At 71.5% G+C, this 24,413-nt stretch carries 22 protein-coding genes and 1 tRNA gene; 12 read left to right on the top strand and 11 right to left on the bottom strand.

Annotated features, from left to right (window positions below; translation table 11 throughout):
• Positions 1 to 325: 325 nt before the first annotated feature.
• The 7 genes from ACZ66S_RS03785 to ACZ66S_RS03755 all read right to left on the bottom strand — a co-directional run bounded on the left by ACZ66S_RS03785 (position 326) and on the right by ACZ66S_RS03755 (position 6,566).
• Positions 326 to 399, bottom strand: a tRNA-Lys gene (locus tag ACZ66S_RS03785).
• Entirely contained in the window at positions 390 to 977 is a 588-nt protein-coding gene (locus tag ACZ66S_RS03780) for a bifunctional DNA primase/polymerase (RefSeq protein WP_469899420.1), read from the bottom strand. Before ACZ66S_RS03780 ends, ACZ66S_RS03785 begins: the two co-directional genes overlap by 10 nt.
• A 148-nt stretch (positions 978 to 1,125) precedes the next feature.
• Positions 1,126 to 1,494 (bottom strand): hypothetical protein, encoded by a 369-nt coding sequence (locus ACZ66S_RS03775; protein WP_469899418.1) that lies wholly within the window; start codon positions 1,492 to 1,494, stop codon positions 1,126 to 1,128.
• A 111-nt stretch (positions 1,495 to 1,605) separates the two neighbouring features.
• A complete protein-coding gene (locus ACZ66S_RS03770; protein ID WP_469899416.1) occupies positions 1,606 to 2,961 on the bottom strand; it encodes an AAA domain-containing protein in 1,356 nt (451 codons plus the stop codon).
• On the bottom strand, positions 2,958 to 4,550 hold the full coding sequence (locus tag ACZ66S_RS03765; protein WP_469899415.1) for a hypothetical protein: 1,593 nt from the start codon (positions 4,548 to 4,550) through the stop codon (positions 2,958 to 2,960). Before ACZ66S_RS03765 ends, ACZ66S_RS03770 begins: the two co-directional genes overlap by 4 nt.
• Positions 4,541 to 5,662 carry a hypothetical protein gene (locus ACZ66S_RS03760; RefSeq protein WP_469899413.1) on the bottom strand — a complete coding sequence of 374 codons (1,122 nt, stop codon included), beginning with the start codon at positions 5,660 to 5,662 and terminating at the stop codon, positions 4,541 to 4,543. Before ACZ66S_RS03760 ends, ACZ66S_RS03765 begins: the two co-directional genes overlap by 10 nt.
• Positions 5,613 to 6,566, bottom strand: a complete 954-nt coding sequence (locus ACZ66S_RS03755; protein WP_469899411.1) for a phosphatase PAP2 family protein — start codon at positions 6,564 to 6,566, stop codon at positions 5,613 to 5,615. The genes ACZ66S_RS03760 and ACZ66S_RS03755 overlap by 50 nt, the downstream gene beginning before the upstream one ends.
• 209 nt (positions 6,567 to 6,775) lie before the next feature.
• Here ACZ66S_RS03755 and ACZ66S_RS03750 point away from each other — a divergent pair, with 209 nt between their 5' ends.
• Positions 6,776 to 7,369, top strand: a complete 594-nt coding sequence (locus ACZ66S_RS03750; protein ID WP_469899409.1) for a histidine phosphatase family protein — start codon at positions 6,776 to 6,778, stop codon at positions 7,367 to 7,369.
• Between the two features lie 152 nt (positions 7,370 to 7,521).
• On the opposite strand, the gene ACZ66S_RS03745 is transcribed toward ACZ66S_RS03750, so the two are convergent.
• Positions 7,522 to 8,928, bottom strand: a complete 1,407-nt coding sequence (locus ACZ66S_RS03745) for a tetratricopeptide repeat protein (RefSeq protein ID WP_469899407.1) — start codon at positions 8,926 to 8,928, stop codon at positions 7,522 to 7,524.
• A gap of 265 nt (positions 8,929 to 9,193) precedes the next feature.
• Here ACZ66S_RS03745 and ACZ66S_RS03740 point away from each other — a divergent pair, with 265 nt between their 5' ends.
• Together ACZ66S_RS03740 and ACZ66S_RS03735 are read left to right on the top strand one after the other, a co-directional pair.
• A complete protein-coding gene (locus tag ACZ66S_RS03740) occupies positions 9,194 to 9,574 on the top strand; it encodes a hypothetical protein (protein ID WP_469899406.1) in 381 nt (126 codons plus the stop codon).
• Between the two features lie 84 nt (positions 9,575 to 9,658).
• Positions 9,659 to 10,510, top strand: coding sequence for a spermidine synthase (locus ACZ66S_RS03735; RefSeq protein WP_469899404.1), 852 nt, complete (start codon positions 9,659 to 9,661; stop codon positions 10,508 to 10,510).
• A gap of 1 nt (position 10,511) precedes the next feature.
• On the opposite strand, the gene ACZ66S_RS03730 is transcribed toward ACZ66S_RS03735, so the two are convergent.
• Complete coding sequence (locus tag ACZ66S_RS03730) at positions 10,512 to 11,018, bottom strand: hypothetical protein (protein WP_469899403.1); 507 nt, start codon at positions 11,016 to 11,018, stop codon at positions 10,512 to 10,514.
• Positions 11,019 to 11,116: 98 nt separating this feature from the next.
• Here ACZ66S_RS03730 and ACZ66S_RS03725 point away from each other — a divergent pair, with 98 nt between their 5' ends.
• The 7 genes from ACZ66S_RS03725 (at position 11,117) to ACZ66S_RS03695 (ending at position 19,414) form a co-directional block, all read left to right on the top strand.
• Positions 11,117 to 11,821 carry a response regulator transcription factor gene (locus ACZ66S_RS03725; RefSeq protein ID WP_469899401.1) on the top strand — a complete coding sequence of 235 codons (705 nt, stop codon included), beginning with the start codon at positions 11,117 to 11,119 and terminating at the stop codon, positions 11,819 to 11,821.
• Positions 11,818 to 13,215, top strand: a complete 1,398-nt coding sequence (locus ACZ66S_RS03720) for a sensor histidine kinase (RefSeq protein ID WP_469899399.1) — start codon at positions 11,818 to 11,820, stop codon at positions 13,213 to 13,215. The genes ACZ66S_RS03725 and ACZ66S_RS03720 overlap by 4 nt, the downstream gene beginning before the upstream one ends.
• A 74-nt stretch (positions 13,216 to 13,289) precedes the next feature.
• Positions 13,290 to 14,690, top strand: a complete 1,401-nt coding sequence (locus ACZ66S_RS03715) for a glycoside hydrolase family 18 protein (RefSeq protein ID WP_469899398.1) — start codon at positions 13,290 to 13,292, stop codon at positions 14,688 to 14,690.
• Between the two features lie 204 nt (positions 14,691 to 14,894).
• Complete coding sequence (locus tag ACZ66S_RS03710) at positions 14,895 to 16,199, top strand: ABC transporter substrate-binding protein (protein ID WP_469899397.1); 1,305 nt, start codon at positions 14,895 to 14,897, stop codon at positions 16,197 to 16,199.
• Between the two features lie 13 nt (positions 16,200 to 16,212).
• Positions 16,213 to 17,190, top strand: coding sequence for a carbohydrate ABC transporter permease (locus ACZ66S_RS03705; protein WP_469899395.1), 978 nt, complete (start codon positions 16,213 to 16,215; stop codon positions 17,188 to 17,190).
• Entirely contained in the window at positions 17,187 to 18,074 is an 888-nt protein-coding gene (locus ACZ66S_RS03700) for a carbohydrate ABC transporter permease (protein WP_469899394.1), read from the top strand. The genes ACZ66S_RS03705 and ACZ66S_RS03700 overlap by 4 nt, the downstream gene beginning before the upstream one ends.
• 26 nt (positions 18,075 to 18,100) lie before the next feature.
• A complete protein-coding gene (locus ACZ66S_RS03695) occupies positions 18,101 to 19,414 on the top strand; it encodes a glycoside hydrolase family 36 protein (RefSeq protein WP_469899392.1) in 1,314 nt (437 codons plus the stop codon).
• Between the two features lie 111 nt (positions 19,415 to 19,525).
• On the opposite strand, the gene ACZ66S_RS03690 is transcribed toward ACZ66S_RS03695, so the two are convergent.
• Both ACZ66S_RS03690 and ACZ66S_RS03685 read right to left on the bottom strand, forming a co-directional pair.
• On the bottom strand, positions 19,526 to 23,293 hold the full coding sequence (locus ACZ66S_RS03690) for a tetratricopeptide repeat protein (protein WP_469899390.1): 3,768 nt from the start codon (positions 23,291 to 23,293) through the stop codon (positions 19,526 to 19,528).
• A gap of 20 nt (positions 23,294 to 23,313) precedes the next feature.
• Positions 23,314 to 23,643, bottom strand: a complete 330-nt coding sequence (locus ACZ66S_RS03685; protein ID WP_469899389.1) for a trypco2 family protein — start codon at positions 23,641 to 23,643, stop codon at positions 23,314 to 23,316.
• A 142-nt stretch (positions 23,644 to 23,785) separates the two neighbouring features.
• Here ACZ66S_RS03685 and ACZ66S_RS03680 point away from each other — a divergent pair, with 142 nt between their 5' ends.
• Both ACZ66S_RS03680 and ACZ66S_RS03675 read left to right on the top strand, forming a co-directional pair.
• On the top strand, positions 23,786 to 23,995 hold the full coding sequence (locus ACZ66S_RS03680; protein ID WP_469899388.1) for a type II toxin-antitoxin system VapB family antitoxin: 210 nt from the start codon (positions 23,786 to 23,788) through the stop codon (positions 23,993 to 23,995).
• A complete protein-coding gene (locus tag ACZ66S_RS03675) occupies positions 23,992 to 24,411 on the top strand; it encodes a PIN domain-containing protein (protein ID WP_469899387.1) in 420 nt (139 codons plus the stop codon). Before ACZ66S_RS03680 ends, ACZ66S_RS03675 begins: the two co-directional genes overlap by 4 nt.
• The last annotated feature ends 2 nt before the right edge of the window (positions 24,412 to 24,413 follow it).

Raw genomic sequence — 24,413 nt, 5'->3', positions numbered from 1 at the left:
GGACTCGAACCCCGGACCCGCTGATGCTGTGTCTTCCCGGGGGCAACCCCCGGACCCCCGGCCGCCCCTGTCGTGCCCCGGATCCCGCCGGGGCCATCGGAGTGTGTCGACGCAAAGCCGAAGACCCCCCGCTCGCGCGAGGGGCCTTCGGTGTCTGTGCGCCGCCAGGGACTCGAACCCCGGACCCGCTGATGCTGTGTCTTCCCGGGGGCAACCCCCGGACCCCCGGCCGCCCCTGTCGTGCCCCGGATCCCGCCGGGGCCGTCGGAGTGTGTCGACGCAAAGCCGAAGGCCCCCCGCTCGTGCGAGGGGCCTTCGGTGTCTGTGCGCCGCCAGGGACTCGAACCCCGGACCCGCTGATTAAGAGTCAGCTGCTCTAACCAACTGAGCTAGCGGCGCCTGCTGACGTCGTAGACCTTAGCATCCTGATCGGCCGGGGGAAAAATCGAAATCCGCACGGCGGTGCGCGCCGCGCGGACGGCCGCCCAGAGCAGGATCTCGGGGCCCGGCAGCCAGGGGTGACCGGTGTCGGGGCCGACCAGCCAGCGGGAGGTCAGGGCGGATTTCGCGGCGCCCAAGGGGGCCGGCACGGTCACGGCGTCTCCGGTGCCGTGGCACAGCAGCGGCGGGATCGCCGCCGTACGGCCGCACTCCTCCCACCGCAGCAGGGACGGCAGCCGCTGAGCCGTGCCCGGCGCCGCGAAGAGCAGCATCCGGCCCCGGAGTGTCGCCACCGGCCCCGAGCCGGGTCCCTCGTCCCACAGCCGGTCGAGCATCCGGCGTCCGAAGATCGCGGGGGCGCTCACCACGTCGAAGGCGGTGCCGCAGGGCAGGACGACCGGGGCGGCGGGGCGCTCCTCCCAGAACGACAGGGTGCTGCGCGGATACGTTCCTGCCGAGGCGAGCCAGGCGGCCCCGTCCGCGGTGACGCCGGAGACGTCGAAGCGGTCGGAGAAGGGTTCGTCGCGAGTGCTCATGCCGTCTACATCTACCCGGCGTGAGCGCTCGGTTCCTCAGGGTTGCGGGAATTCGGGACAGGAGGGAGGGGTGAGGAGTATCTTGCCCGGCTGGCATATGCCAGAGCGGGATCGTCGGCGGCCACGGGCCCGCCCGGGAGGCCGTCGCTCAGACCGGGTCCGCGTGACCCGCCCCGCCCTCCGCGCCGCGCAGCAGGTCCCGGCCGAACTCCACCATCTTCTTCGCGTAGTCCTCGGTCCACTCGGCACCCTCGGCGATGTCCGCCGTCGTGAGCCGGTCGAAGCGCCGGGGGTCGGCCAACTGGGCCGCCGCCATCGCCTGGAACTCCACGGCCCGGTCCGCCGCCGCGCGGAAGGCCTGCGCCAGCTCGGTGGACCGGCTCAGCAGCGCGCGCGGGTCGTCGATCGACTCCAGGTCGAAGAAGTGCTCCGGGTCGTCGGCCACCTGGGCGGGCTCGAACAGCAGGGGCGCGGGGCGTAGCCGCGGTTCGTTCCGACGCGGCGTGGGCTCCGCCATGTCTTCATCCTCCTCGTACGTCGTCCGTACCGTCGGCCCGTCGGTGGAGGGCCGTCGTCCATTGTCCCGCGCCCGTGCAAGAGGGCCTGGTGCCCGCGGCGGTACGGGCCGTCAGGGACGCCACGGCACCCGGTGCTCCGCGAGACGGGCCAGGACCGCGTGGTTCGCCTCCCAGCCGTCCGGGAACTTCACCAGGGTGCCGAGCTGGACCGGCTCCGTGGACGGGTAGTCGTCCAGCAGCTCGCTCACACCCGCCCGGCACACCACCACGCACGCGTGGCGGTGGCGCGAGGCCAGGACGCACAGCCGCCCCGTCTCCAGGTGGAAGGCGGTGGCGTCGGGGCGGCCGGAGAGCGGGTGCAGGACGACCGTGACGTCGTACTCGCGGCCCTGGAGACGGTTCGCCGTGTCGACGGTGACGTCCGTGACGCCGAGGTCGGTCAGTGCCGCGCGGACCGCCGCCGCCTGGTCCCGGTGGGCCGTGCCCACGGCGATCCGGTCGGCCGTCAGCGGCGCGGGGTCCGGCGAGCGCTCCGACGTGGCCGCCCCGCCCCGGTCGAGAAGACGCCGTACGACGGTCGCCACGGCCCGCACTGCCTCCGGGTCCGTGCGCGGGGTGTGCCGGGCGGGCAGCTCCAGCAGGCCCCAGCCGGACTCCGCCGCCGCGTCGATCACCCGGTCCGGACCTGAGCCGTCCGAGGGGACGCCGAAGGTGAGCCGCCGGTCCTCGTGGCCGGTGCCGCTGCGGAAGGGCGTGTACGGGTAGAAGGCGTCCGAGACCAGCGGCGCGGCCGAGGCGGGCAGCCGCCAGGACACCGGCAGCCGGTGCTGCGGCAGCTCGGGGTTGTGGGCCAGCAGGGTCGTCACCGCCGAGGCCGAGGGGTCGTACGACAGCCCCGCCCACTGCTCGCTGCCCACGATCGCGAACGGATCGAGCTGGCCGGGGTCGCCCACGAACAGCGCCCGCTCGAACAGTCCCGCCACCGCCAGCAGCGAGTCCGAGCGCATCTGGTACGCCTCGTCGACGATCGCGTGCGCCCAGGGCTCGTCGACCTTCACATGCCCCCACTTGGCGGCCGTGGAGATCACCACGGGCAGCCCGGTCAGATCGCCGGCCTTCGCCGACTTGCGGACCTGGGGCAGGTCGTCCAGCGCCTTGTCGTACGGGTCGGCGTCACTGCTGTGCAGCCGCCCCACCGGCAGCTCGGGGTTCTTCTCGGCGAGCCTGAGCACCAGGTCGTCGACCTGGGCGTTGGTCTGCGCGACCACCATCAACGGGCGCCCCGCGTCGGCCAGTTCCAGCGCCGCGCGGACGACGAGGGTGGACTTGCCGGCGCCGGGCGGGGAGTCGACGACGACTCCGCGGTGGGTGCCGTGCAGGGTGTCGTGGAGGATCGCGTCGGTGGCCCGCGTGGCCTCGGCACCGGGGTCGAAGGCCCGGTGGCCCCTGGGGGCCGGGGTGGTCACAGCACGTCCTCCGGGGTCACGGGATCGGCCGTCTCCGGCACGGCCTCACCGGGCGGCCCGCCGTGCGTCCACGGCGTGTTCTCCGGGTCGGGCAGCTTGGCGCCGCCGCGCTGCTCGTGCTCGAAGAGGGTGAAGCACACCCGGTCGCCCTTCTCGGGGACGGACCCGGTCTCCGGCTCCTTGCCGCGGCCCATCTTGTCGAGCACCTTGAGCACGATCAGCGCGCCCTCCTCCTCGCAGCCCACGAACTCGGCCGACTGCGGCTTGCCGCCCAGCGAGCGGTACACCTTGGCCCGCTCGCCCAGGTGCGGCCGGTCGTCGGTGCGCACGGTCACCAGCGGGCGGGGGCTCGGCCGCTTGCCCTCGCTGTACGTCATCTCCACGTCGACGACCTCCCCCGCGAACGCCTCCCCGGCCAGCCGCCGCCCCGCCATCACCAGCGGGTCGTCGAGCGCCTCCTGCGCCTCCAGACGGGCCTGTTCGCGCTCGCGCGCGGCGAGCTTGTTGGCGGCGGTGACCGCGTCGTCGCGGCGCGGCTGCGGGGGCTCGCCCGCCACGACCCGGTCGCGGTGGCCGGTGAACGACCAGCGGTCGCGCGTCCACCGCTCCTCGACATGCGCCCCCTCGGGCAGCGCCCGCAGCAGGTCCACGCCCCGCCACACCGCGTCCCAGGTGGGGCGGGTGTGGTGCGCGACGAGCGCGCGGATCTCCCGCTCGGCGGCGGTGAGCGCGCCGAGCCGGTCGTCGGCCTCCAGACCGTCCTCGGCGGCGGCGAGCGCGGTACGCGCGCGGTCGTAGCGCTCGAGGGCCGGGGCGAGCAGCTTGTTGTCGAACGCCGGGTCGGTGGCGGGGCCGGCGGGCGGGTGCAGCAACTGGCCGCGGTCGTCCCGGGCGAGCTCGGCCTCCAGGGCGGCCTCGGCGCCCGAGCGGCCCTGCGGCGGGTCGATCCACGCGAGCAGCGCGCCCAGGTGCTGGTCCTCCAGGGTGGACTGCCCGGTCGACCAGTGCCGGGCCAGCACGTCCGTCATCGCCAGCAGCAGTGAGGAGCCCGGCACCCGGGCCCGCTCCCCGAAGTGGGTCAGCCACCGGCCCAGCAACGGCACCCGGGGCGGGGCCGGGTACGGCGTCTCCGGGTCCTGCTCCGCCGTACGCCGGAACCGCATCGAGCGCCCGAGCAGCCGTACGAAGTCGACACCCGCGCGGCTCGGCAGGATCAGTTGCGGGGCGTCCGCGCACAGCTCGACCTCGACCTTGACCCGCTTGCCGGTCTCCGGATCGGTCTCGTTGCGCTCGGCGGCCTCCACGGCTTCGGCGTGTGCGTCGACGTACGGCAGCACGATGTCCGCCAGCTCGGCCAGGAACGCGAACCTGAGGTCACGGTCCCGGGGCTGCGGTACGACGAGGAGGTGCGGGGCGTCCCGGTCGGTCCCCACGAGCGCGCCGAGCGGGGCACCGGCCTCGCCCGCGGTGGTCAGCGGGACCAGGACGAGCGGGTGGTCCGAGAGATGGCGGTGCCGCACGGTCGCGGCGGGCTGGGCGCGGCCGGTGCTGACGGCCTCCAGACGGGCGAGCGTGGCGATCAGCGACACGCGGTCACCCCCAGTGCCTCCGCGCGCAGTTCGGCCGCTCTGCGCAGCGCCGCCACCGCCGGGTCGTCGGGATCGCCGGCCTCGCCGCGGGCCGCCGCCAGGACGTCCTCGACCGTCGTCAGGCCGCCGAGCTCCGCGCGCACCGAACGGCCCAGGGAGGTCACCGCGCCGGCCGCGCGGGAGCGGTCCCGGCAGTGGAAGGCCAGTTCGCACGCGGACAGGCATTCGGGGGCGTAGGTCGCCGGGACCGACTCGACCGCGGCGGTCAGCTCGGCGACGGGCAGGTCGGGGGCGAAGCAGGTGCCGTCGGGCAGCGCGTCGGCGATGTCCTGGATGCGGGTGAGACGGGCCAACTGGCGGGCGGTGACCGCGCGCTGCTTGCGGATGTCGACCGCGGAGGCGGTGGGGAGGTTGGAGAAGTCCTTGGGGCAGACCAGCAGGACCCGGTGGCGGACCTTGGGCGCCGGGTCCAGGCGGGCGGCGACCTCCTCCAGCGCGAGGACGTACACCGCGGCCTGGCGGGCGGCCGCGCCCACCTTGGACGGGTCGGCCGAACCGTCCAGCATCGGGAAGGACTTGATCTCCACGACCGTCCAGCTCCCGTCCGGGTGCACGACCACCGCGTCGGGCTCCAGGAAGGCGGCCGAGCCGGCGACGTCCAGCGCGAGCATGGGGTGGTCGAGGAGCGACCACCCCGCGGACTCCGTGGCTTCGCGCAGGGCGAGGGCGGTGCGCGCGGTACGGCCCTCGGGGCCGATCGCGGTGAGGTCGGGCACCTGGGCCCCGTCGGGCGGCTCGGCGCCGCGGTCCAGCCGCTCGTGCACCAGCCGCAGCAGCTCCGCGCCGCCGTCCGCCTTGACCTTCGCCTCGAAGGCGTTGCCCCGGGTCAGGGCGAACTGCGACTGCCCGAAGGCGGACGGCGAGCCCAGCGCGCTCGCCAGCGCCGTCTTGTTCACCCCGGCCCCGTCGAGGATCGCGCGCCGCCGGCACCCGGGGTTGGCGGCCAGGGCCGCGAGGGCGCGCGCGTCCAGTGCCTTGGCCGGTACCTCGGGACCGCGCAGCTCAGCGAGCCGCTGCCGGAGCGCCGTCCCCCGCGTCCGTGGGAGCGGCACTCGGTTCGGCTCCGCCTGGGAAGCGTGACTCGCGCTGCCGTGGAATGTGCTCACCCGCGGAAGTCTGGCATCCGCCACTGACAATCGAGGTCTCTGCGTCGCGAGAGGCCACGGATACGGTCGCTATCCGGGCGCGGACGCCCGCCGTGGCCCGCTCCGCCGCCCGGCTGACGTACGGGGCGAGCAGGAACCCGAGCCCCATCACGGCCGCGCCCGCGACCGCGTCGAGGAAGTAGTGGTTGGCGGTGCCCATGACCACGATGGTGGTGATGAGCGGGTAGGCGACGGCCGCGGCCTTCGTCGTACGCGTCCTGCCGTAGCGCCACAGCATCACACCGCACCACAGCGCCCAGCCGACGTGCAGGCTCGGCATGGCCGCGTACTGGTTCGTCATGCCGCCCATGCCCCGCGGGGCGCTCGCCTCGCCGCCCCACCAGCCGTACGAGCTGTACTGGGCCATGGTGTCGACGAAGCCGTGGCCCGCCGAGAGGAGACGGGGCGGGCAGGTCGGCAGCAGGGTGAAGCCGATCAGGCCCATGAAGGTGGACGTCATCAGCCAGGTGCGGGCCGCGCGGTAGTGCAGGGCGCGGGAGCGGAAGAGCCAGACCAGGACGGCCGGCGTGACCAGGTAGTGCAGCGAGGCGTACCAGAAGTCGGCCGGTACGCCGATCCAGGCCTGGTCGGTGAAGAGCCGGTTGAGCGGGTGCTCGGCGTTCAGGAACAGGAACTTCTCGATCTTGAGGATCGCCAGGCCGTGGTCGACGGCGCCCGTGACATCGCCCCTGGCGAGAAGCCGTCCGGCGCTGTAGCAGGCGTACACCAGCAGGATCAGGGGCAGCTCGGTCCACCAGCGCAGCCGCGTGCGCGGGACCGCCTCGGTGCCTGGTGTCTCGGTCAGCGGCATCCGATCCTGTCCCCCTTCGTTTCGCGCGGCTTCCGGCGGTCGTCGTCCGGTCGTGCCACTTTACGGCGTATGTGCGGGCCCTTGTGGAGTGCCCCCACGCAGCGCCTTCGGCCCTCAAAGACGCTGGGATCGCCCGTCGGGTTGCCCTCCCACAGGGTGCGCGATGATGGAGGTGTTCCGCCTCCGCTTTCCCCCGGAAAGGTTTCTTCATGGCACCGCGCATCCTGCTGGCCCGGCACGGACAGACCGAGTGGTCGCTGTCCGGAAAGCACACCGGCAGGACCGACGTACCGCTCCTGGAGGAGGGCAGGCAGGGCGCCAAGCTGCTCGGCGAGCGGCTGCACCGGCCCCCGTACGACGGCCTCGCGGGGGTGGAGATCCGTACGAGCCCGCTGGCACGCGCGCGGGAGACCTGTGAACTCGCCGGGTTCGGGGAGCGGGCGGCCACCTGGGACACGCTCATGGAGTGGGACTACGGCGCCTACGAGGGCATGACCCCGGACGAGATCCAGGCGGTGCGGCCGGGGTGGCTGATCTGGCGGGACGGCGTCCCCGAGGGGGAGTCGCTCGCGGAGATCACCGCCCGCGCGGACGAGGTCGTCGCCTGGGCGCGGTCGGCGGACCGGGATGTCCTGGTGTTCGCCCACGGGCACATCCTGCGGTCCATCGGGGCGCGATGGCTGGGACTGCCGGTTGCCTTCGCGGCACGGATACGGCTGAACCCGACGTCCCTTTCGGTGCTGGGCTGGGCTTACGGGGAGCCGGCGATCGAGAGCTGGAACGACCTGGGGCATCTGGGGTAGTTGCTCGACTGCGCGCCGGTGGGGCTTCTCGCGCAGTTCCCCGCGCCCCTGGGTGGGTGCAGTCACGTCTTGCCGAGCTGTACCCACTGTTTTTGGGGGCGCGGGGAACCGCGCGACCAGCCCCCACCGGCCCGCGGGCGAAGAACAACCCCTCACGCGGTCCGCGGCAGCGAGGCGTGGCGTTCCAGGAACGCCGAGACCCCCGAGGCCCGTCGGTGCGGCAGCAGCACCCTCGCCGTCGCCGCCAGCATGGTCCGGACGCGGGACGACTGGACCTCGCCCAGCAGTTCCAGCACCCGCAGCCCCGCCGCCGCACCCTCGTCGGGGCGGCCGCCGCGGGCCAGGTCGTCGGCGAGTTCGGCGGTGTACAGCGCGATGTTGCGGGTGAAGTGCGGGTCCTGAAGATCCGCCGCCCGGCGCGCGTGCCGGGCGGCCCGGCACCAGTCGCCCAGCGTGGACCAGCACTGCGCCTCCAGGCCCTCCAGCTCGGCCTCGCCGTAGAAGCTCATCCACTCGGGGTCGGCGTCCGAGAGGCCGCGCTCGAAGTAGGCCTGCGCGCGGGCCAGCGCCTGCTCGCACCCGGTGCGGTCGGCGAGCCCCGCCCAGCCGCCCGCCTCGCGCAGCGCGAGCAGGGACATGAGCCGGGACGAACTCAGGGGCCGGGCGACCCGCTGCGCGGCCTGCGCGGCGCGCACCGCCTCCCGGGGCCGTCCCGAGTCGCGCGCGAGGAAGGCGGTGTTGCAGAAGGCGTGCGCCTCCAGGGCGTCGTCCCCGGTCACCCGGGCCGTCGCGAGCGCTTCGGCGTAGTGCGAGCGGGCGTCGTCGTACCGCCCGGAGTCGTGTGCGAGCCAGCCCACCGAGATGGCGAGTTCGCCCGCGCCCGAGTGCAGCCGGTCGGCGGTGGTCTGCCGGGTCGCACCGGCGTCCAGGAGCGCGTAGGCGGCGCGCAGCGGAGCCGCCGCGCGCTGGTACAGGCCATCCGCGCCGTGCCGGTCGTCGAGCAACCGGATCCTGCGTACGGCTTCCTCCAGGGCACCCGCCTCCCCGGTCCCGGCCCGACGGACCGGCCGTCCGGCGGCCGTGGCGTCCAGGGCGAGGCCGATGGGGCCCAGTGAGGCGGCGGCGACGGTGGCGCCCCCGCCGGTCATGAATGCGCGACGCAGCACGTCGCTCTCCTCGTAGTTGTCGTACGTCTCGTCAGGGTCCTGCGTGTCTTGCGTGTCATACGGTTCGTACGTCCCCTGCGTCTCACCCGTGGTGCGCGCCCGGCGTCCGCGTACGGACGCGCGGGAGGCGAAGCCCAGGTCGGTGAGCGTGCGGCCGGGGAACATGTGCAGGAACACCCGTTCGTACGCGTAGTTGGGGCAGCGGATCTCGCCCGCCTCGACGCGACCCACATAGCGCGCGTCGCAGCTCACGCTCTCGCCGATCTCGCGCGCGGCCCGCCGCACCGCCGCGGCGAACTCGGCCGGCGAGCGCTGTCCGCGCAGGCGCCGGAACGCGAGGTTCGGCCGCGGTGGTGTGGGGGACTGGGACGAGGTCACCATTGACGACGCCATGGCCGGGTCCTCTCGTGCGAACCGTCGAACCATGCCGGAGGTGAGGCGAGTTGACTGGTTTGTCAGTGTCACGCCCTGTTTCCGGCGGGCAAGAACGTACCTGTTGTGTCCGGGTCGTCATGCGGGGTTTGGCTACAAACCGGATATCTCATCCGGGATCCGCCATGAACTGCCATCCTTTGCGGCGGACTTCCGCCGTAGCCGTTGACGCCGGCGCGCGTTGAACCTCTCGGAGTCGGACGAGGGTTCCTTGGTGGAGGCCGCGATGGAGATCAGCCGGAGCGTCGATCCTTGTACGCCGGTGTCGTGCGACGTTGTCACGGTGCCGACGCGACACGGCCTGGAGGCCGTCGACATCCTGCGGCGGGGGGTGGGGGAGGGGGTCGGGCCGGTGCTGCACGACGGCGGCGGCCAGACACTGGGGTTCCTGGTGCCACCGGGGACGGCGGCCGCGTGGGACGTGCCCGGCAGCACCTGCACGGAGACCGACGGCCGCGGGCTGCGGCTGGCTCCGGAGCCTCCCGTCGAAGGCTCGGACTGGCTGCTGCCCCCGGGGGACGCCGATCTGGCGACGGACCCGACGGTGCTGCGGGCGGCACTGGACGAGGCGGCGAGACTGATCGAGGCCGCGGACAACTGCCAGTGACGCGGACCCGCCCCGAAGGGCCGTGCGACCGGCCCCCGCCGGCCCGCGGACGCGGAAGGCACCCCCGCCGCGGATAATGGCGGAGTGGGAAAGTCCAGGAGATCCGCCGAAGCCGTCGTGGAACCAGTGGACGGCGGTCTGGCCGAGCTCATCCCCGACCGCGAGCGCACGCACGCGTGGACGCTGCTCATCGACGGGGCGCCGCAGTCCCACGTCGACCTGGACGACCCGACGCACCTGTCCTTCGAGTACCAGCGCCGGCTCGGCCATGTCATCGACCTGGTCGCGCCCGCCAACAAGCCCGTGCACGCCGTCCACCTCGGCGGAGGCGCCCTCACCCTCGCCCGGTACCTGGCCGCGACCCGCCCCCGCTCCACCCAGCAGGTGATCGAGCGGGACGCGGCCCTCGTCCAACTGGTGCGGCAGAAGCTTCCCTTGGAGCCGACCGCGCGGATACGAGTGCGGTCCGTCGACGCCCGCCAGGGACTCGCCAAGGTCCCCGACGGATGGGCCGACCTCGTCATCGCCGACGTGTTCAGCGGCGCCCGCACCCCCGCACACCTCACCTCCACCGAGTTCCTCGACGAGGTCCGCAGGGCGCTCAGGCCGGGCGGGTGCTACGCCGCCAACCTCGCCGACGGGCCGCCGCTCGCCCACCTCCGCGGGCAGATCGCCACCGCCGCCGCCCGCTTCCCCGAACTCGCCCTGGTCGCCGACCCGACGGTCCTGCGCGGCAAGCGCTTCGGCAACGCCGTGCTGGTCGCCTCCGACGCCCCCCTGCCGGTCGCGGAACTGACCCGCCGCGCCGCCTCCGACCCGCACCCCGGCCGCGTCGAACACGGCAGGGCGCTCCGCGACTTCACCGGCGGGGCCGTACCCGTGACGGACGCCGCGGCGGTGGCCTCACCGGCGCCGCCGCCCTCCGTGTTCCGCTGACTCAGTACGTGCCGATCTCCACCCGTGGCGGTCCGTCGTGCCAGGTGCAGAACACCGACACCCGGTCCGCGCCCGAGGCGAACTCCACCCGGATCCAGGACTCCGTCTTCCACACCTGCATCGACCACCCCGGGCCCGGCGTCGCGGACACCAGCGTCGCCGATTTCGCACCGAGGTCGAAGACCGCGCGGCCGCCGTCGGTGTCGTAGCTCCTGACCTGGCCGGAGGCGGTGGGCGAGGGGCTCCGCGAAGGGGTCGGGGCCGCGGACGTGGCCCTCGGCGTCGGCACGGGGCTCTTCGACGGGGTCGCCCGCCCGCTCGGCGTCGGCGTCGGTGACGCCAGCGGCTTCGACTCCTGCGTGGTCGCCTCGGCCGCCGTGATGGGCAGGGCGCGCGGCGGGTCGTAGGCCGTGCCCGCCATGACCGTGTGGACGCCCCACCACGACAGCGTGACCGCCGCGCCCGTGGCGAGCGTCCAAGCCAGTACGTGTACGAGTCCTCTGCGCATCGCCCGCCATACTGCCTCACGCGTCTCACGGGCCGCACCCGGACTGAGTTGTCCACAGGCCCCGACCGTGCTCGCCCGAATCGCGTACGGTGCGGCGCATGGCAAGTGTGCTCGTGGTCGAGGACGACCAGTTCGTGCGCTCGGCGCTCATCCGGCACCTGACCGACGCGGCCCACACCGTGCGCAGCGTCGGGACGGCGCTGGAGGCGCTGCGCGAGGTCGCCCATTTCCGTTTCGACGTGGTGATCCTGGACCTCGGTCTGCCCGATCTGGACGGGTCCGAGGCCCTGAAGATGCTGCGCGGGATCACCGACGTCCCGGTCATCATCGCCACCGCGCGGGACGACGAGACGGAGATCGTCCGCCTGTTGAACGCCGGGGCGGACGACTACCTCACCAAGCCCTTCTCGGTCGAACACCTCTCCGCGCGGATGTCCGCCGTCCTGCGGCGGTCCCGGGCCGCCGGCGGGGACGCGCCGCCCGAGACCGTGCTGCGCGTCGGCGGTCTGAGCGTCGACCCGCTGCGCCGCCAGGCCGAACTGGACGGCGTCCGGCTCGACCTCACCCGCCGCGAGTTCGACCTGCTCGCCTTCCTGGCCGCCCGGCCCGGAGTGGTCGTCCCCCGCAAGGAACTCCTCGCGGAGGTCTGGCAGCAGTCCTACGGCGACGACCAGACGATCGACGTCCATCTGTCGTGGCTGCGGCGCAAGTTGGGCGAGACGGCCGCGCGGCCCCGCTATCTGCACACCCTGCGGGGCGTGGGCGTGAAGCTGGAACCGCCGGGCGGGGGGCTGCCGCTGTGAGGTGGGCACTGGTCAAGGTCTGTCTGGCGGTCACCACCATGGTCGTGGTCGCCTTCGCCGTCCCGCTCGGCCTCGTCATCAAGGAGATGGCCCGGGACCGCGCGTTCTCCAACGCCGAGCGGGAGGCGGCCGCCGTCGCCCCCGCCCTGTCCATCACCACCGACCGCGACCAGTTGGAGCGGGTCGTCGCCTCCGCGGGCTCGGACTCCGGGATGGCCGTCCACATACCGGCGGGGGCGGGGCAGCGGGCCGTGGACATCGGACGGGAGCGGGCCGCCGCCGGCGACATCGCGACCGTGCGCCGGCTGGGCCGTGCCTCCACCACCGAGGTGCCCGGCGGCTCCACCCTGCTCCAGCCGGTCGCGCTCAGCTCCGGCGAGATCGCCGTCGTCGAGGTCTACGTCCCCGAGTCCGAGGTGAGCAACGGCGTCGCGACCGCCTGGGCGGTCCTCGCGGGCGTCGGCATCGCGCTCGTCGTCGGCTCGGTCGCGGTCGCCGACCGGCTCGGCGTGCGGATGGTGCAGCCCGCGCAGCGGCTCGTCGAGGGCGCCCACGAGCTGGGCGAGGGGCAACTGGGCGCCCGGGTACCGGAGGAGGGGCCGAACGAACTCAGGCTGGCGGCCGTCGCGTTCAACTCCATGGCCGACCAGGTCGTCCAACTGCTGGCGAACGAAAGGGAACTGGCGGCCGACCTGTCCCACCGGCTGCGCACCCCGCTGACCGTGCTGCGGCTGAACGCGGCCTCGCTCGGGGACGGCCCGGCCGCCGAGCAGACCCGGGCGGCGGTCACCCAGCTCGAGCGCGAGGTCGACACCATCATCCGCACCGCCCGGGAGGCCAAGCCGCAGACCGCGGCCGCCGGGCCCGGCGCCGGGTGCGACGCGGCCGAGGTGGTCCGGGAGCGGATGGGCTTCTGGTCGGCGCTCGCCGAGGACGAGGGCCGCAAGTGGCGGGTGGCCGGCACCGAGCGGCCGGTGCGCATCCCCGTGGCCCGGGCCGACCTCGCGGCCGCCCTGGACGCCCTGCTCGGCAACGTCTTCCGGCACACCCCGGAGGGCACCGCCTTCGCGGTCGACGTGCACAACGGCGAGGACGCGGTGATCGTGCTCGTCTCCGACGCCGGCCCCGGCATCCGCGACCCCGAGGCCGCCATGGCGCGGGGGCGGGGGTCCGGCAGCACCGGCTCGACCGGGCTCGGCCTGGACATCGTGCGGCGGCTCGCCGAGGCGACGGGCGGGGACGTGCGCATCGGGTCGTCGGTGCTGGGCGGCACCGAGGTGCGGATCTGGATCCAGCTCGACGGACGCGAACCGGTGCGCCGGGGACACCGGGTGCGCCGGCGCCGCACCGGCCGACTGGTCTCGACCTTTAACCGACCCCGATCCCTTCCTTAAGCGCGCCCTAAGATCCCCAACGCCCGTCCTGATCAGGTCATTTGCCCGATTCCAGGTCGCTAGCGTGCCTCGCCATGAGCATGCATCGGCGCAGACTGAACAGCAGGAACAAGGTGATCGGCGGGGTGGTCGCCGCCGCCGTGGTGGGGACCGGAGCGGTCCTGTTGGGCGGTACCGCCCAGGCGGCGGGGATCGGCGCCGCGTACACGAGGACGAGCGACTGGTCGACGGGCTACACCGCGCAGTACGTCGTCACCAACAACAGCGGCTCGGCGGAGAAGGACTGGAAGCTGGAGTTCGACCTGCCGGGCGGAACCACGCTCGGGTCCCTGTGGAACGGGGAGTCCAGTGTGAGCGGGCGCCATGTCCTGGTGAAGCCGCCCCAGTGGGACACCGACGGTCTGGCCCCGGGGGAGTCGGTGACGGTCGGTTTCGTGGTCAACGGCACGGGCGACCCCACGGGCTGCCTCGTCGACGGCGGCGACTGCGCCACCGGCGGCAGCGGCACACCCGCCCCGACCCCCACCGCCACTCCGTCCGGCCCGTCCACTCCCGCGCCCACCCCGACCTCCGCCCCCTCGGGCGGCGACGGCTTCGCCCCCTACGTCGACACCTCCCTCTACCCCGCCTTCGACCTCCTGGCCGCCGCCGACGCCACCGGTGTGAAGGACTACAATCTCGCCTTCGTCACCGACGGCGGCGGCTGCACCCCCAAGTGGGGCGGGGTCAGCGAGCTGACGAGCGACGCCGTGGCCGCGCAGATCGGCGCTCTGCGGGCGAAGGGCGGTGACGTCCGGGTCTCCTTCGGCGGCGCCTCCGGCTCCGAGCTGGCCACCACCTGCTCCTCGGCGGACGCGCTCGCGGCGGCGTACGGCAAGGTCGTGGACGCCTACGACCTGACCAAGGTCGACTTCGACGTGGAGGGCGGGGCGCTGCCGAACACGGCGGCGAACACCCGGCGGGCGCAGGCGATCGCCAGGATCCAACAGGCCCACCCGGACCTGGACGTCTCCTTCACGCTGCCCGTGATGCCCGAGGGCCTCACCCAGGACGGTGTGAACCTGCTCGCGAACGCCAAGTCCAACGGCGTGCGGATCGACACCGTCAACATCATGGCGATGGACTACGGGGCCTCGTACAGCGGTGACATGGGCACCTACGCCGAGCAGGCCGCCACCGCCACCCAGGCGCAGGTCAAGGGGGTCCTCGGGCTGTCCGACAGCGCGGCCTGGAAAGCGGTCGCCGTGACGCCGATGATCGGGGTCAACGACGTGGCCTCGGAGATCTTCACGGTCGAGGACGCGGGCCAGCTCGTGAGCTTCGCCAAGGCGAAGGGGCTCGGCTGGCTCTCGATGTGGTCCGCCACCCGGGACAAGCAGTGCCCCGGCGGTGCCAAGCCCTCCGCCGACGCGACCTGCAGCTCGGTCGTGCAGGGCGCGTTCGCCTTCTCCAAGGCCTTCGCCGCCTACAACTGAACCGCGGGTCGGCGGCGGGACTCCTGGGTCACCGGGAGGCAGGGATGTCGGTCACGTTTCGACAAATCAGTTCGAAAGCTATTGACGCATGACCTGACATAACGCTGTCATTGCGCCACCGTGTTCGGTCAAGTTGGTTTCTGGTCGATTAAGACCGGTCTCCGAACCCCTCCATGACCGGACCCCTGCCTTCAGGAGCCGTCCATGCGTGACTTCTCGTCTTCCCTGCCCTCGCCCAGCCGTCGTGGTGTGCTCAAGGGGGTGGGAGGGGCCGCCCTGTTGGGGGCGGGTATTCCGTTGCTGTCGGCCTGTGGCGGCAGTGGCAGCTCGAGCGACCCCAAGACCGTGACGTTGGGGTCGAACGCGTCGGACGCGGTGCCGAAGAAGGCGTTCGCGGAGATCTACGCGGCGTTCAAGAAGCAGTCCGGGATCACGGTCGACGTGAACACCAAGGACCACAACACCTTCCAGGAGCAGATCAACTCCTACCTCCAGGGCACGCCGGACGACGTGTTCAACTGGTTCGCCGGCTACCGGATGCAGTTCTTCGCCGCGAAGAAGCTCGCCTCGCCGATAGACGACGTGTGGCAGAAGATCGGCGCCAACTTCCCGGACGCGATGCAGAAGCTGTCCAAGGGCGCCGACGGCAAGTACTACTTCGTGCCGCTGTACACGTACCCGTGGGCGATCTTCTACCGCAAGAGCGTCTTCGCGCAGCACGGCTACGAGGTCCCCACCACGTGGGACGAGCTGGTCGCGCTGTGCAAGCAGATGAAGAAGGACGGCCTGGTCCCGATCGCGTTCGGTGACAAGGACGCCTGGCCGGCGATGGGCACCTTCGACCAGATCAACTTCCGCCTCAACGGCTACGACTTCCACGTCGAGCTGATGGCGGGCAAGGCGGCGTGGACGGACGCGAAGGTCAAGGCGGCCTTCGACCACTGGGCCGAGCTGCTGCCCTACCACCAGGACGGCTTCATGGGCCGTACCTGGCAGGACGCGGCACAGACGCTGGTGTCCAAGAAGGCGGGCATGTACCTGCTGGGCTCCTTCGTGGCGCAGCAGTTCACCAACAAGGCCGACCTGGACGACCTGGACTTCTTCGCCTTCCCGGAGATCAACCCGGCGTACGGGCAGGACACCGTGGAGGCGCCCACCGACGGCTTCATGGTCTCCAAGGCGCCCAAGAACAAGGCCGGCGTCACCAAGCTCCTGGAGTACCTGGGCACCCCGGAGGCGGAGCAGATCTACCTGAAGGCCGACTCCAGCGTGGTGGCCGCCTCCAGCAAGGCCGACACCTCCTCCTACACGCCGCTGCAGAAGAAGGCGTACGAGATGATCTCCGGCGCCAAGAGCCTCACCCAGTTCATGGACCGTGACTCGCGTCCGGACTTCACCTCCACGGTGATGCAGCCGTCGCTGCAGAAGTTCCTGCAGAACCCCAAGGGCGTCGACAGTCTGCTGTCGTCGATCGAACGCCAGAAGAAGACGATCTTCGCGTCCTCCTGAGCTGAGCGGCTGAATGACTACCGACATCACCGAGAAGAGCCCGGAGGCGGCCGCCGTGCCGCCTTCGGGCGCTGCCCCTGTCAAGCGGGTCCCGCGTGGCCACAAGCGCCTGCTGACCCGTCGCGACCGGATCACGCTCGCCTTCATGGCGGGCGTCCCCACGGTCCTGCACGTGGCCCTGGTCTGGGTCACCGCCCTGGCCTCGATCGCCCTGGCCTTCACGAGCTGGGACGGCATCGGCTTCGACTCCATCAAGTGGGTGGGGCTGGACAACTTCCGTCAGCTCTTCACCGACAACCCGCAGTTCTGGCCCGCCGTCGAGCACAACGTCATCTGGTTCGTGGTGCTCATCCTGATTCCCACGCCCCTCGGCCTGTTCCTGGCCGTGCAGCTCGACAAGAACATCCGGTTCTCCCGCGTCTACCAGACCGCGTTCTTCCTGCCGGTCGTGGTCTCGCTGGCGGTCACCGGGTTCGTGTGGCAGCTCGTCTACAACCCCGACACGGGGCTGATCAACAGCCTGATCGGGGCCAACAAGCCCGGCCACTACATCGACTGGATCGGCGACCCCAAGCTCAACCTGTGGGCCGTGCTGATCGCCGCGTCCTGGCGGCACACCGGCTACATGATGATCCTCTACCTGGCCGGCCTCAAGGGCGTGGACCCCTCCCTCAGGGAGGCCTCCGCCCTGGACGGGGCGAACGAGTGGCAGACGTTCAAGAACGTCATCTTCCCCACCCTGCGCCCCACCAACACCGTCGTCCTGGTCGTCACGATCATCGAGGCGCTGCGCGCCTTCGACCTGGTGTTCGTCTTCAACAAGGGCGCCCAGGGCACCGAGCTGCTGTCGATCCTGATCACCAACAACATCATCGGCGAGTCCAGCCGGATCGGGTACGGCTCCGCGATCGCCGTGGTCCTGCTGGTCATCTCGCTGGTCGTCATCATCCCGTACCTGATCGCGACCTTCCGGAAGGAGCGGCGCGCATGAGCACCCTGACCGCGCCGGCCAAGCAGCGCACCCCGGTCCGCCCGGCCCGGATCCTGCTGCACGTGTTCCTGGTCGTCACCTCGCTGGCCTGGCTCGCCCCGCTGCTGTGGGCGGTCTTCGCGGCCCTGCGCCCCTACGGCGAGACCAGCACCAAGGGCTACGTCTCCTGGCCGGACAAGCTGAGCCTGGACAACTTCACCAACGCCTTCCAGCAGTCCGACATGCTGCACTACTTCGGGAACACGCTGATCATCGCGATCCCGGCCGTGCTGCTGACCCTGCTGGTCTCCTCGATGGTGGCGTTCTACGTCTCCCGCTTCGACTTCCGGCTCAACATCTTCCTGCTGCTGGTCTTCACCGCGGGCAACCTGCTGCCGCAGCAGGTCATCATCACCCCGCTGTACCGCATGTACCTGCTCATCGACCTGCCCGGCATCACGATGAGCGGCAAGCTGTACGACTCCGCGCTCGGCCTGGTCCTGATCCACGTGGCGTTCCAGTCCGGCTTCTGCGCCTTCGTGCTGTCCAACTACATGCGGATGCTGCCCCACGAGCTGACCGAGGCCGCCCTGGTCGACGGAGCCTCGGTATGGCGGATGTACTGGCAGATCGTGCTGCCGCTGTGCAAGCCCGCGATGGCCGCCCTGGCGACGTTGCTGTCCATCTGGATCTACAACGACTTCTTCTGGGCCATCGTCCTGATCTCCACCGGTGAGAACATGCCGATCACCTCGGCGCTGAACAACCTCTCCGGCCAGTACTTCACCGACCCCAACCTGGTCGCCGCCGGCGCCCTGCTCACCGCCATCCCGACCCTGATCGTCTACTTCGCGCTCCAGCGCCAGTTCGTCAGCGGACTGACCCTAGGCGCCAACAAGGGCTGACCGCCCGCACCCGAGAGAGAACCACCGTGCCCCACCCCTTCACCCCGCTCGCCTCGGTGCCCGTGGACCCGCGCAGGGCCCGCGTCCACGAGGAGGGCTGGCAGTCCTGGAGCCCCAGCGGCACGTACGCCCTCGGTGACAAGCCGTACCGCCCGACCAACGACAACTGGGCGGCGGTCTGCTACCGGCCGGGCGTCACCGTGCCCGAGGGCGCCTTCCAGGGCGAGGGGCTGCTGGCGCTCGACCCGGGCGACGGATCGCCGGTACAGCTGTGGGCGGCGGCGGAACCCACGCGTGCGGTGCCGTCGATCCGCCTGACCGTGGCCGGCGCCACCGCGCACGTCGAGGCCGACGGCGCGGTGCAGGAGTTCACCGGCACGGACATCCAGTCGGTACTGGGCGAGTGGGCCGCCGGGCTCGGGGTCGCGGCCCCGCGTCCGGCGCCCACCGTCTGGTGCTCCTGGTACGAGTACTTCACCGACGTCACCGAGGACGACATCCACGAGAACCTGCGTGCGATGGAGACCCTCGACCTGCCCGTGGACGTCGTCCAGATCGACGACGGCTACCAGAAGGCCCTCGGCGACTGGCTCACCCTCTCCGGCCGCTTCCGCTCCCGCGCGGGCATCGCCGACGCGATCCGGGCACGCGGCCGCCGGGCCGGCATCTGGACGGCCCCCTTCCTGGTCGACCCGGCCGGCGACCTGGCCGCCGAGCACCCCGACTGGCTGGTCGAGGACCTCGACGGAGGCTTCCTGCACGCCGGCCGCAACTGGGGCCACGACCTGTGCGTCCTGGACACCACCCACCCCGCGGCGGCCGAGTACCTGACGACGGTCTTCAGGACCCTGGTCGCCGAGGGCTACGACTACTTCAAGACCGACTTCCTCTACGCGGGCGCGCTGGACGGCGTACGGCACTCCGCCGCGGACGCGCTCACCGCGTACCGCTCCGGGATCGAGCTGATCCGCGAGGCCATCGGCGAGGACGCCTACCTGCTGGGCTGCGGGGCTCCCGTCCTGCCCTCCGTCGGCCTGTTCGACGCGATGCGGGTCAGCCCCGACACGGCCCCGCACCGTCGCCCCGAGGCCGGCGACTACAGCCAACCGGGCCAGGACCCGGCCGAGTTCACCGGCGCCGCCCGCCAGTGGCAGCACGGCCGGCTCTGGGTCAACGACCCCGACTGCCTGATGGCCCGCCCCGCCGTGGAGACCCGCGAACGCTGGGCCGCCCACGTGGCGTCGACCGGCGGCCTGACAGCATCGAGCGACCGCCTGCTGTCCCTGGACCAGTGGGGCGTGGAGACCACCCGCCGGTTGCTGGGCGGAGAAGACCTTTGATGGTCCAGAGAGTCATTGCCTTGAGCAGCGGCTTGAGGGCGTCCGCTCGCGGGGGCTCCTCGCACCGAGTCAGGGCAGTCCCGAAGCCCGGCCGGGAAGCGGCCCTGCGGATCACCCGGGAGTTTGGGGGGTGGGACGCCGATCACCCGGCCGGGGCGATGCGGCACCGGAGTCGGCCGGGTTCTCGCGGAGCCATCTGAGGACCAGGTCCGCCTCTTCCCTGAGTCCGATTCTGCGAAGCAGAATTTCCTGGAGGCCCAGCACGGTGTGCAGGCACAGCAGCACCACAGTGCTTTCGCCAACCCTTCCGCGATAGAACTCCACGATCTGGCCCGTGGTCCTGAGCGCGTCCTTGAGCTCGTTGACGTCCAGCGTCATCAGCTCGGTCCGTAGGCGCCGTGAGCGGGCGGGGTCGTACGTGTAGGTTGCGGGGTCGGCTGCCGCCAGAAGGTGCCCTATTTCTGCCGCCTCCCACGCACAGACGAAGGCCGCCCCCTCTCGCTGCGCCTGTGACAGATCCAGGGCGAGATGGGACAGTGTGCGCGCCAGGTCGGGTGCGTAGGTGGCGGCGTATTCGGCGGCCAGTCGGCGCCAGATCGCCACTGCTTCCTCGGTGGCAGTCCGGCCCTCGCCTCCGCCGAAGACTTCGGCCCTCTGCGTGCCGAGGTTGGTCAGTGCCGTGGCGAGGTCGGCTTCGAATGCGCGATTGCCGGTAGCCAGCGGTCGCCACATCGCCACCGACTGTTCGGTGAGGTCCAGCCCCTCCTCCGCGCGTCCCACGTTGATCAGATGAGCTCCGACCGCGGTCAGGGATCGCGCTACCTCGTCCCGGAAGACGACCGGGTTGTCCGTGGCGAGCCGGCGCCAGACCGCCAGTGCCTCCTCGGCCCGGCGCAGGGCTGCATCGGTGAGCCCCACCCCCGACAGCCGAACGCCGAGTCGGTGGAGCCCCCTGCCCAAGCCGGGGCCGTGGGCGGTGAAGTCGCGGTGTGCGAGTCGGCGCAAGATGTTCACCGCCTCCTCCTCGGCGGCCAAGGCTTCACGGACACGGCCCACGTGGGCTAGCTGTTCGTCCAGGTTGGACAGGGAGCGTGCCAGGTCGGGCTCGTAGGCGGCCGGGTTCTCGGCCACGAGCCGGCGTCTGATCTCCACCGCCTCCTCCTCGGCGGCCAGCGCCTCGCCCCAACGCCCCAGGTTCTTCAGATCTACCCCGAGGTTGGACAGTGAGCCGGCGAGCTGGGCTTCGAACGAGTCGGGGTCGTGGGCCGCGAGGGGGCGCAAGAGTCGTACGGATTCCTCGGTGGCTGTCAGCGCTTCGTCCAGACGCATGGTGTCCGAGAACCGGAAGCCGAGATTGGAGAGTGCGCCGGCCAGGGCGGACGCGAAGGCCGTCGGGTTGCGGGCGGCGAGCCTGCGCCAGATGCGCACTCCCTCCTGCCCGACGGAGAGACCCTCGTCGAGGCCTCCCGTCTCCGCCAGCCTGATGCCGAGGTGGGACAGCGAATCGGCGAGATGGGGTTGGTAGAGCGTGGAAGCCTGGGCCAGTCGGCGCCAGACGGCCGACGCCTCGCCGGTCGCTGCCAGTGCCTCCGTCCTGCGTCCCAGTTCGCTCAGTTGGATGCCGTAGTTGGAGAGCGAGACCGCGAGTCGGTGTTCCTCGCCGTCCGCCCCGTCCACCACATGCCGCCGCCGGATCTCTATCGCCCGTTCGATGACGGCGAGAGCTTCGGCTCTGTGCCCCACGTGCCCCAACTGGGTTGCGAGGTTGTCGAGCGATGTGGCCAGCACAGGTTCGTGAGCGGGATGCTCGTCAGCCAGTTCCAGGTCGGCCTTTGCCAGACCCCGGCGCAGCCGCAGAACGAGCGGGGCGATGACTCGAGACGACAGGGGCAGTGCGGTGACCGCGCCATAGGCCGCGTCGTAGGTGACGCGTGCGCTGTCCAGAGCCGAGTCCAGAGCGCCCATGACCTGCCGACTCACCTCGATGCGACCGGAGTTGTAGTGGGTGATGGCCGCGCGGGCCAAGACGACGATGATCTGAGCCTGTTGCGCAGGCGCGGACTTCTCGAAGAGGGCCGGGAGCGGAACGTACCCACGCAAAAGGGCAGAGGAGGCCTGATACTCGGCGATGCGGTCCGGCTGGAGGGAACCCCAGCACCGGCTGGGATCGGGTGGGTAGAGGCCGGCCAGCCAGGCCACAGTGTCCATGATCTTGTGGCCGGGCAGGTCGGGAAGCACTCCGATCACCTTGGCGGCCTCGTCCTCGTCGGCCGCTCCGCACAGCACGACCACCGCGACGACGGCCTCCAGGGCCCGGGTGGACAGGGGCAGTTCGAAGGCGGGCGTCTCGGCGCTGTCCTTCCAGAACCGCTTCTCATGGAGCAGGAGGATCTCCTCCGGCGGGGTGCCGGCGGGTACCTCGGCAGGGCGGGGCCCGAGCTGAAGCAGGGCGACCAAGGCGGTCATCTGCAGGGTGAGGGCATTGTCGTATCGGGGGTGGGTCAGGTCATGAGGTGCTTGGAGCTGCCCGGACTGTCCTGCCCAGTCGTACTCGGGCAGCGTCGGGATGCGGGGCAGAATGCGGGCGAGGTCGTGAGCCGCACGGAGGAACGCGCTGTGCCGTTCTGCAAGGGGGCGGCTACGGGGGATGAGCGCGGTGAGTTTGATGCCCGGGGCGTGGGTGAGTTCCTGTCGCACGTCCGGCGCCTCGCTGAGCGGGTCGGTGCGCCAGGGCCCGTCGGACCGGGCGACCAGGAGCAGCCGTACCCGGTGACGGGAGAGGGGGAAGTTGCTTATGAGGCGGCGCACCAGGTGGGGACGTGTCTCCGCGTAGTCCACGACGATCAGGAGGGGCAGTGCTGTGGCCAGAGCGGTGAAGTCCGGTGTGTCGCGATCGGTGAGGTCGGATCGAAGGTGCCCGGTCACCCAGCCTCGATGCCTGAGGAGTTCGGTCAGACGGCGGGCGAGGCGGCTCTTGCCCTGCCCGCCCGGCCCGGTCAGGACCTCCACCGCCACTGCGGACGGTCCGTCCTGGCACCAGGTGATCAGCCGGGTGAGTTCACTGTCGCGGCCGTGGAAGGCGACGGCCTCGGCATCGGCGCGCAGCAGGGCGGCCGGTGACTTCAGATTGCGTGTGGACGCGGCCGGGGCGAACAGGGTTGCTGCTTCGGCCGGCTCGAGGAGTGGCTCCCAGCCGGTGTGCTCGGCCACCACCGCGCGGAAACCGTCGTCGGCGAGGAGACAGTCGCTGGGGGTGGCGATGAGGCGGGTACCCCCCTCGGCCCGGCGGTCGTGGCTGACGACACCGCACAGCAAGTACCCGCCCTTGCCGCCGTCGTGGAGTACGGCGGCCCCCGAAATGCCGGACCAGCGAGTGCCGTTCGCGAGTGCGGGCCGGTGGACGGGGAGGAGGGGATCGGTACTGGAGACCTCGTAGTGCCCGGCCAGGGACCCTTTGCCTCGCGTGATGGAGCCGTTGAGCTGTTCGTCCAGGCGCCCGCCGTCCGGATCCCTCTGCATGCGCGGAAAGCCTGCCAGGATGACGGGACAGGGACGGCTGCCCATCACGAGGCCGAATCTCTGCAGTGGCCGAACCGACGGCTCGACCAGCGAATCCGGGGGCTGCCAGCCGTTGCCGTCGTTGATCTCGACCAGAGCCGCGTCGATGGTCTCGTCCAGGATGTGCCAGCGCACTGTCGCGGGACACTCCGGTCCGCCGGCCGGAGCCAGCCACACAGTTGCCGCGTCACGGTCGGCCTCCCCGAGCACATGGGCAGCCGTGAGCGCCAGCCTGGGCGCGAGCAGGTAGCCCGAGCCGAAGCTCCGTGGGCCCCCTCCGGGAACCTCGACGAAGATCCGCACCAGTCGGTCGTTTGCCACGACGCCTCCCCCTGGGGCGGTTACTCCGTGTCGCGCACCTTGATGTCGCCACTGTCAGGTTGATGAGGTTGCAGCTTCACCGTCACCGTGTGGGTCGCCCTGTGACCGCTCTCCTTCTTGCCGCCGAGGCTGATCACGCTCCAGCGCAGTCCACCGTCGATCCCGTGGGCACCGGTCAGTTCCAGGCCGAGTTCCAGAGTGATCTCCCCCAGCGTGAACAGCACCCCCCGGTCGCCAGGGCCCGAGGGGTTTGAAGGGCGGCTCTGGGCCTCGGCGATCTGTTGTCTCAGCGTCGCGATCGCGTCCGCCAGGTCGAGCCGCCCGCGCTCCAAGTCATGGCTGTCCGTCATCGGCCCCCCGGGTCGTCGACTGTCGCCTCCTACTTCTCCCGTCATGTACGGAAGAAACCAGTCCAAAGGCGTACCTTTGCTACGCCCCTCCCCGAACTGCTGGATATACTGGAATGCAATTCGGATATCCAGGAGTGGTCCCGTGGCCAAGACGCTGATCGACATCGACGAGGAACTGCTGGCCGAGGCGGCCATAGCGTTTGGTACCAAAACCAAGAAGGACACGGTCAACGTTGCTCTCAAGGAGGCGGTCGAGCGCAAGAAGAGGGCGCTGGCGCTGGCCAGGCTCGCGGCGCGCGCCGATGCCGGGGACTTCGACGAGTTGCTCGCCAAGGAGACCTACCGTCGATGAGTACGGCCGTCTACCTCATCGACACCAGCGCCCTGGTCCGCATCTTGAAGCGCCCCGCCCGCTCCCTGTGGGAGAAGCCTCTGGAAGAGGGGCTGATCTCGCGCTGTCCGCTGACCGAGGTCGAGTTCCTTTACAGCGCCAAAAACGCCGAGGACCGGTCCGAACTGGTCCGGGACCTGGATGCACTGTTCGGCTGGACGCCGCTGCACGACCGGGCCGTGAGCCGCGCGTGGGACGTGCAGCGGGAGCTCACGGAGAAGGGGCGGCACCGTTCCGCCGGAGCCGTGGATCTTCTCGTCGCAGCGACGGCCGAACTCCAGGGCCTGATCGTGCTCCACTACGACAACGACTTCGAGACCATCGCCACCGTCACCGGCCAGCCCACCCAGTGGCTCGCGGCGCCGGGCACTCTCTGAAC

Source organism: Streptomyces sp. NPDC107471 (assembly GCF_055582845.1).
The sequence above is the reverse complement of the archived record's forward strand: the minus strand, read 5'-3'. Positions and strand labels throughout refer to the sequence as shown.

Excerpts from the sequence above, each read along its gene's own strand:
- ACZ66S_RS03715 (WP_469899398.1), top strand. The coding sequence starts at position 13,290 with ATGAGCATGCATCGGCGCAGACTGAACAGCAGGAACAAGGTGATCGGC.
- ACZ66S_RS03685 (WP_469899389.1), bottom strand. The coding sequence starts at position 23,643 with ATGACGGACAGCCATGACTTGGAGCGCGGGCGGCTCGACCTGGCGGAC.
- ACZ66S_RS03755 (WP_469899411.1), bottom strand. The coding sequence starts at position 6,566 with ATGCCGCTGACCGAGACACCAGGCACCGAGGCGGTCCCGCGCACGCGG.
- ACZ66S_RS03675 (WP_469899387.1), top strand. The coding sequence starts at position 23,992 with ATGAGTACGGCCGTCTACCTCATCGACACCAGCGCCCTGGTCCGCATC.
- ACZ66S_RS03700 (WP_469899394.1), top strand. The coding sequence starts at position 17,187 with ATGAGCACCCTGACCGCGCCGGCCAAGCAGCGCACCCCGGTCCGCCCG.
- ACZ66S_RS03775 (WP_469899418.1), bottom strand. The coding sequence starts at position 1,494 with ATGGCGGAGCCCACGCCGCGTCGGAACGAACCGCGGCTACGCCCCGCG.
- ACZ66S_RS03750 (WP_469899409.1), top strand. The coding sequence starts at position 6,776 with ATGGCACCGCGCATCCTGCTGGCCCGGCACGGACAGACCGAGTGGTCG.
- ACZ66S_RS03705 (WP_469899395.1), top strand. The coding sequence starts at position 16,213 with ATGACTACCGACATCACCGAGAAGAGCCCGGAGGCGGCCGCCGTGCCG.
- ACZ66S_RS03710 (WP_469899397.1), top strand. The coding sequence starts at position 14,895 with ATGCGTGACTTCTCGTCTTCCCTGCCCTCGCCCAGCCGTCGTGGTGTG.
- ACZ66S_RS03740 (WP_469899406.1), top strand. The coding sequence starts at position 9,194 with ATGGAGATCAGCCGGAGCGTCGATCCTTGTACGCCGGTGTCGTGCGAC.
- ACZ66S_RS03730 (WP_469899403.1), bottom strand. The coding sequence starts at position 11,018 with ATGCGCAGAGGACTCGTACACGTACTGGCTTGGACGCTCGCCACGGGC.
- ACZ66S_RS03725 (WP_469899401.1), top strand. The coding sequence starts at position 11,117 with ATGGCAAGTGTGCTCGTGGTCGAGGACGACCAGTTCGTGCGCTCGGCG.
- ACZ66S_RS03780 (WP_469899420.1), bottom strand. The coding sequence starts at position 977 with ATGAGCACTCGCGACGAACCCTTCTCCGACCGCTTCGACGTCTCCGGC.
- ACZ66S_RS03745 (WP_469899407.1), bottom strand. The coding sequence starts at position 8,928 with ATGGCGTCGTCAATGGTGACCTCGTCCCAGTCCCCCACACCACCGCGG.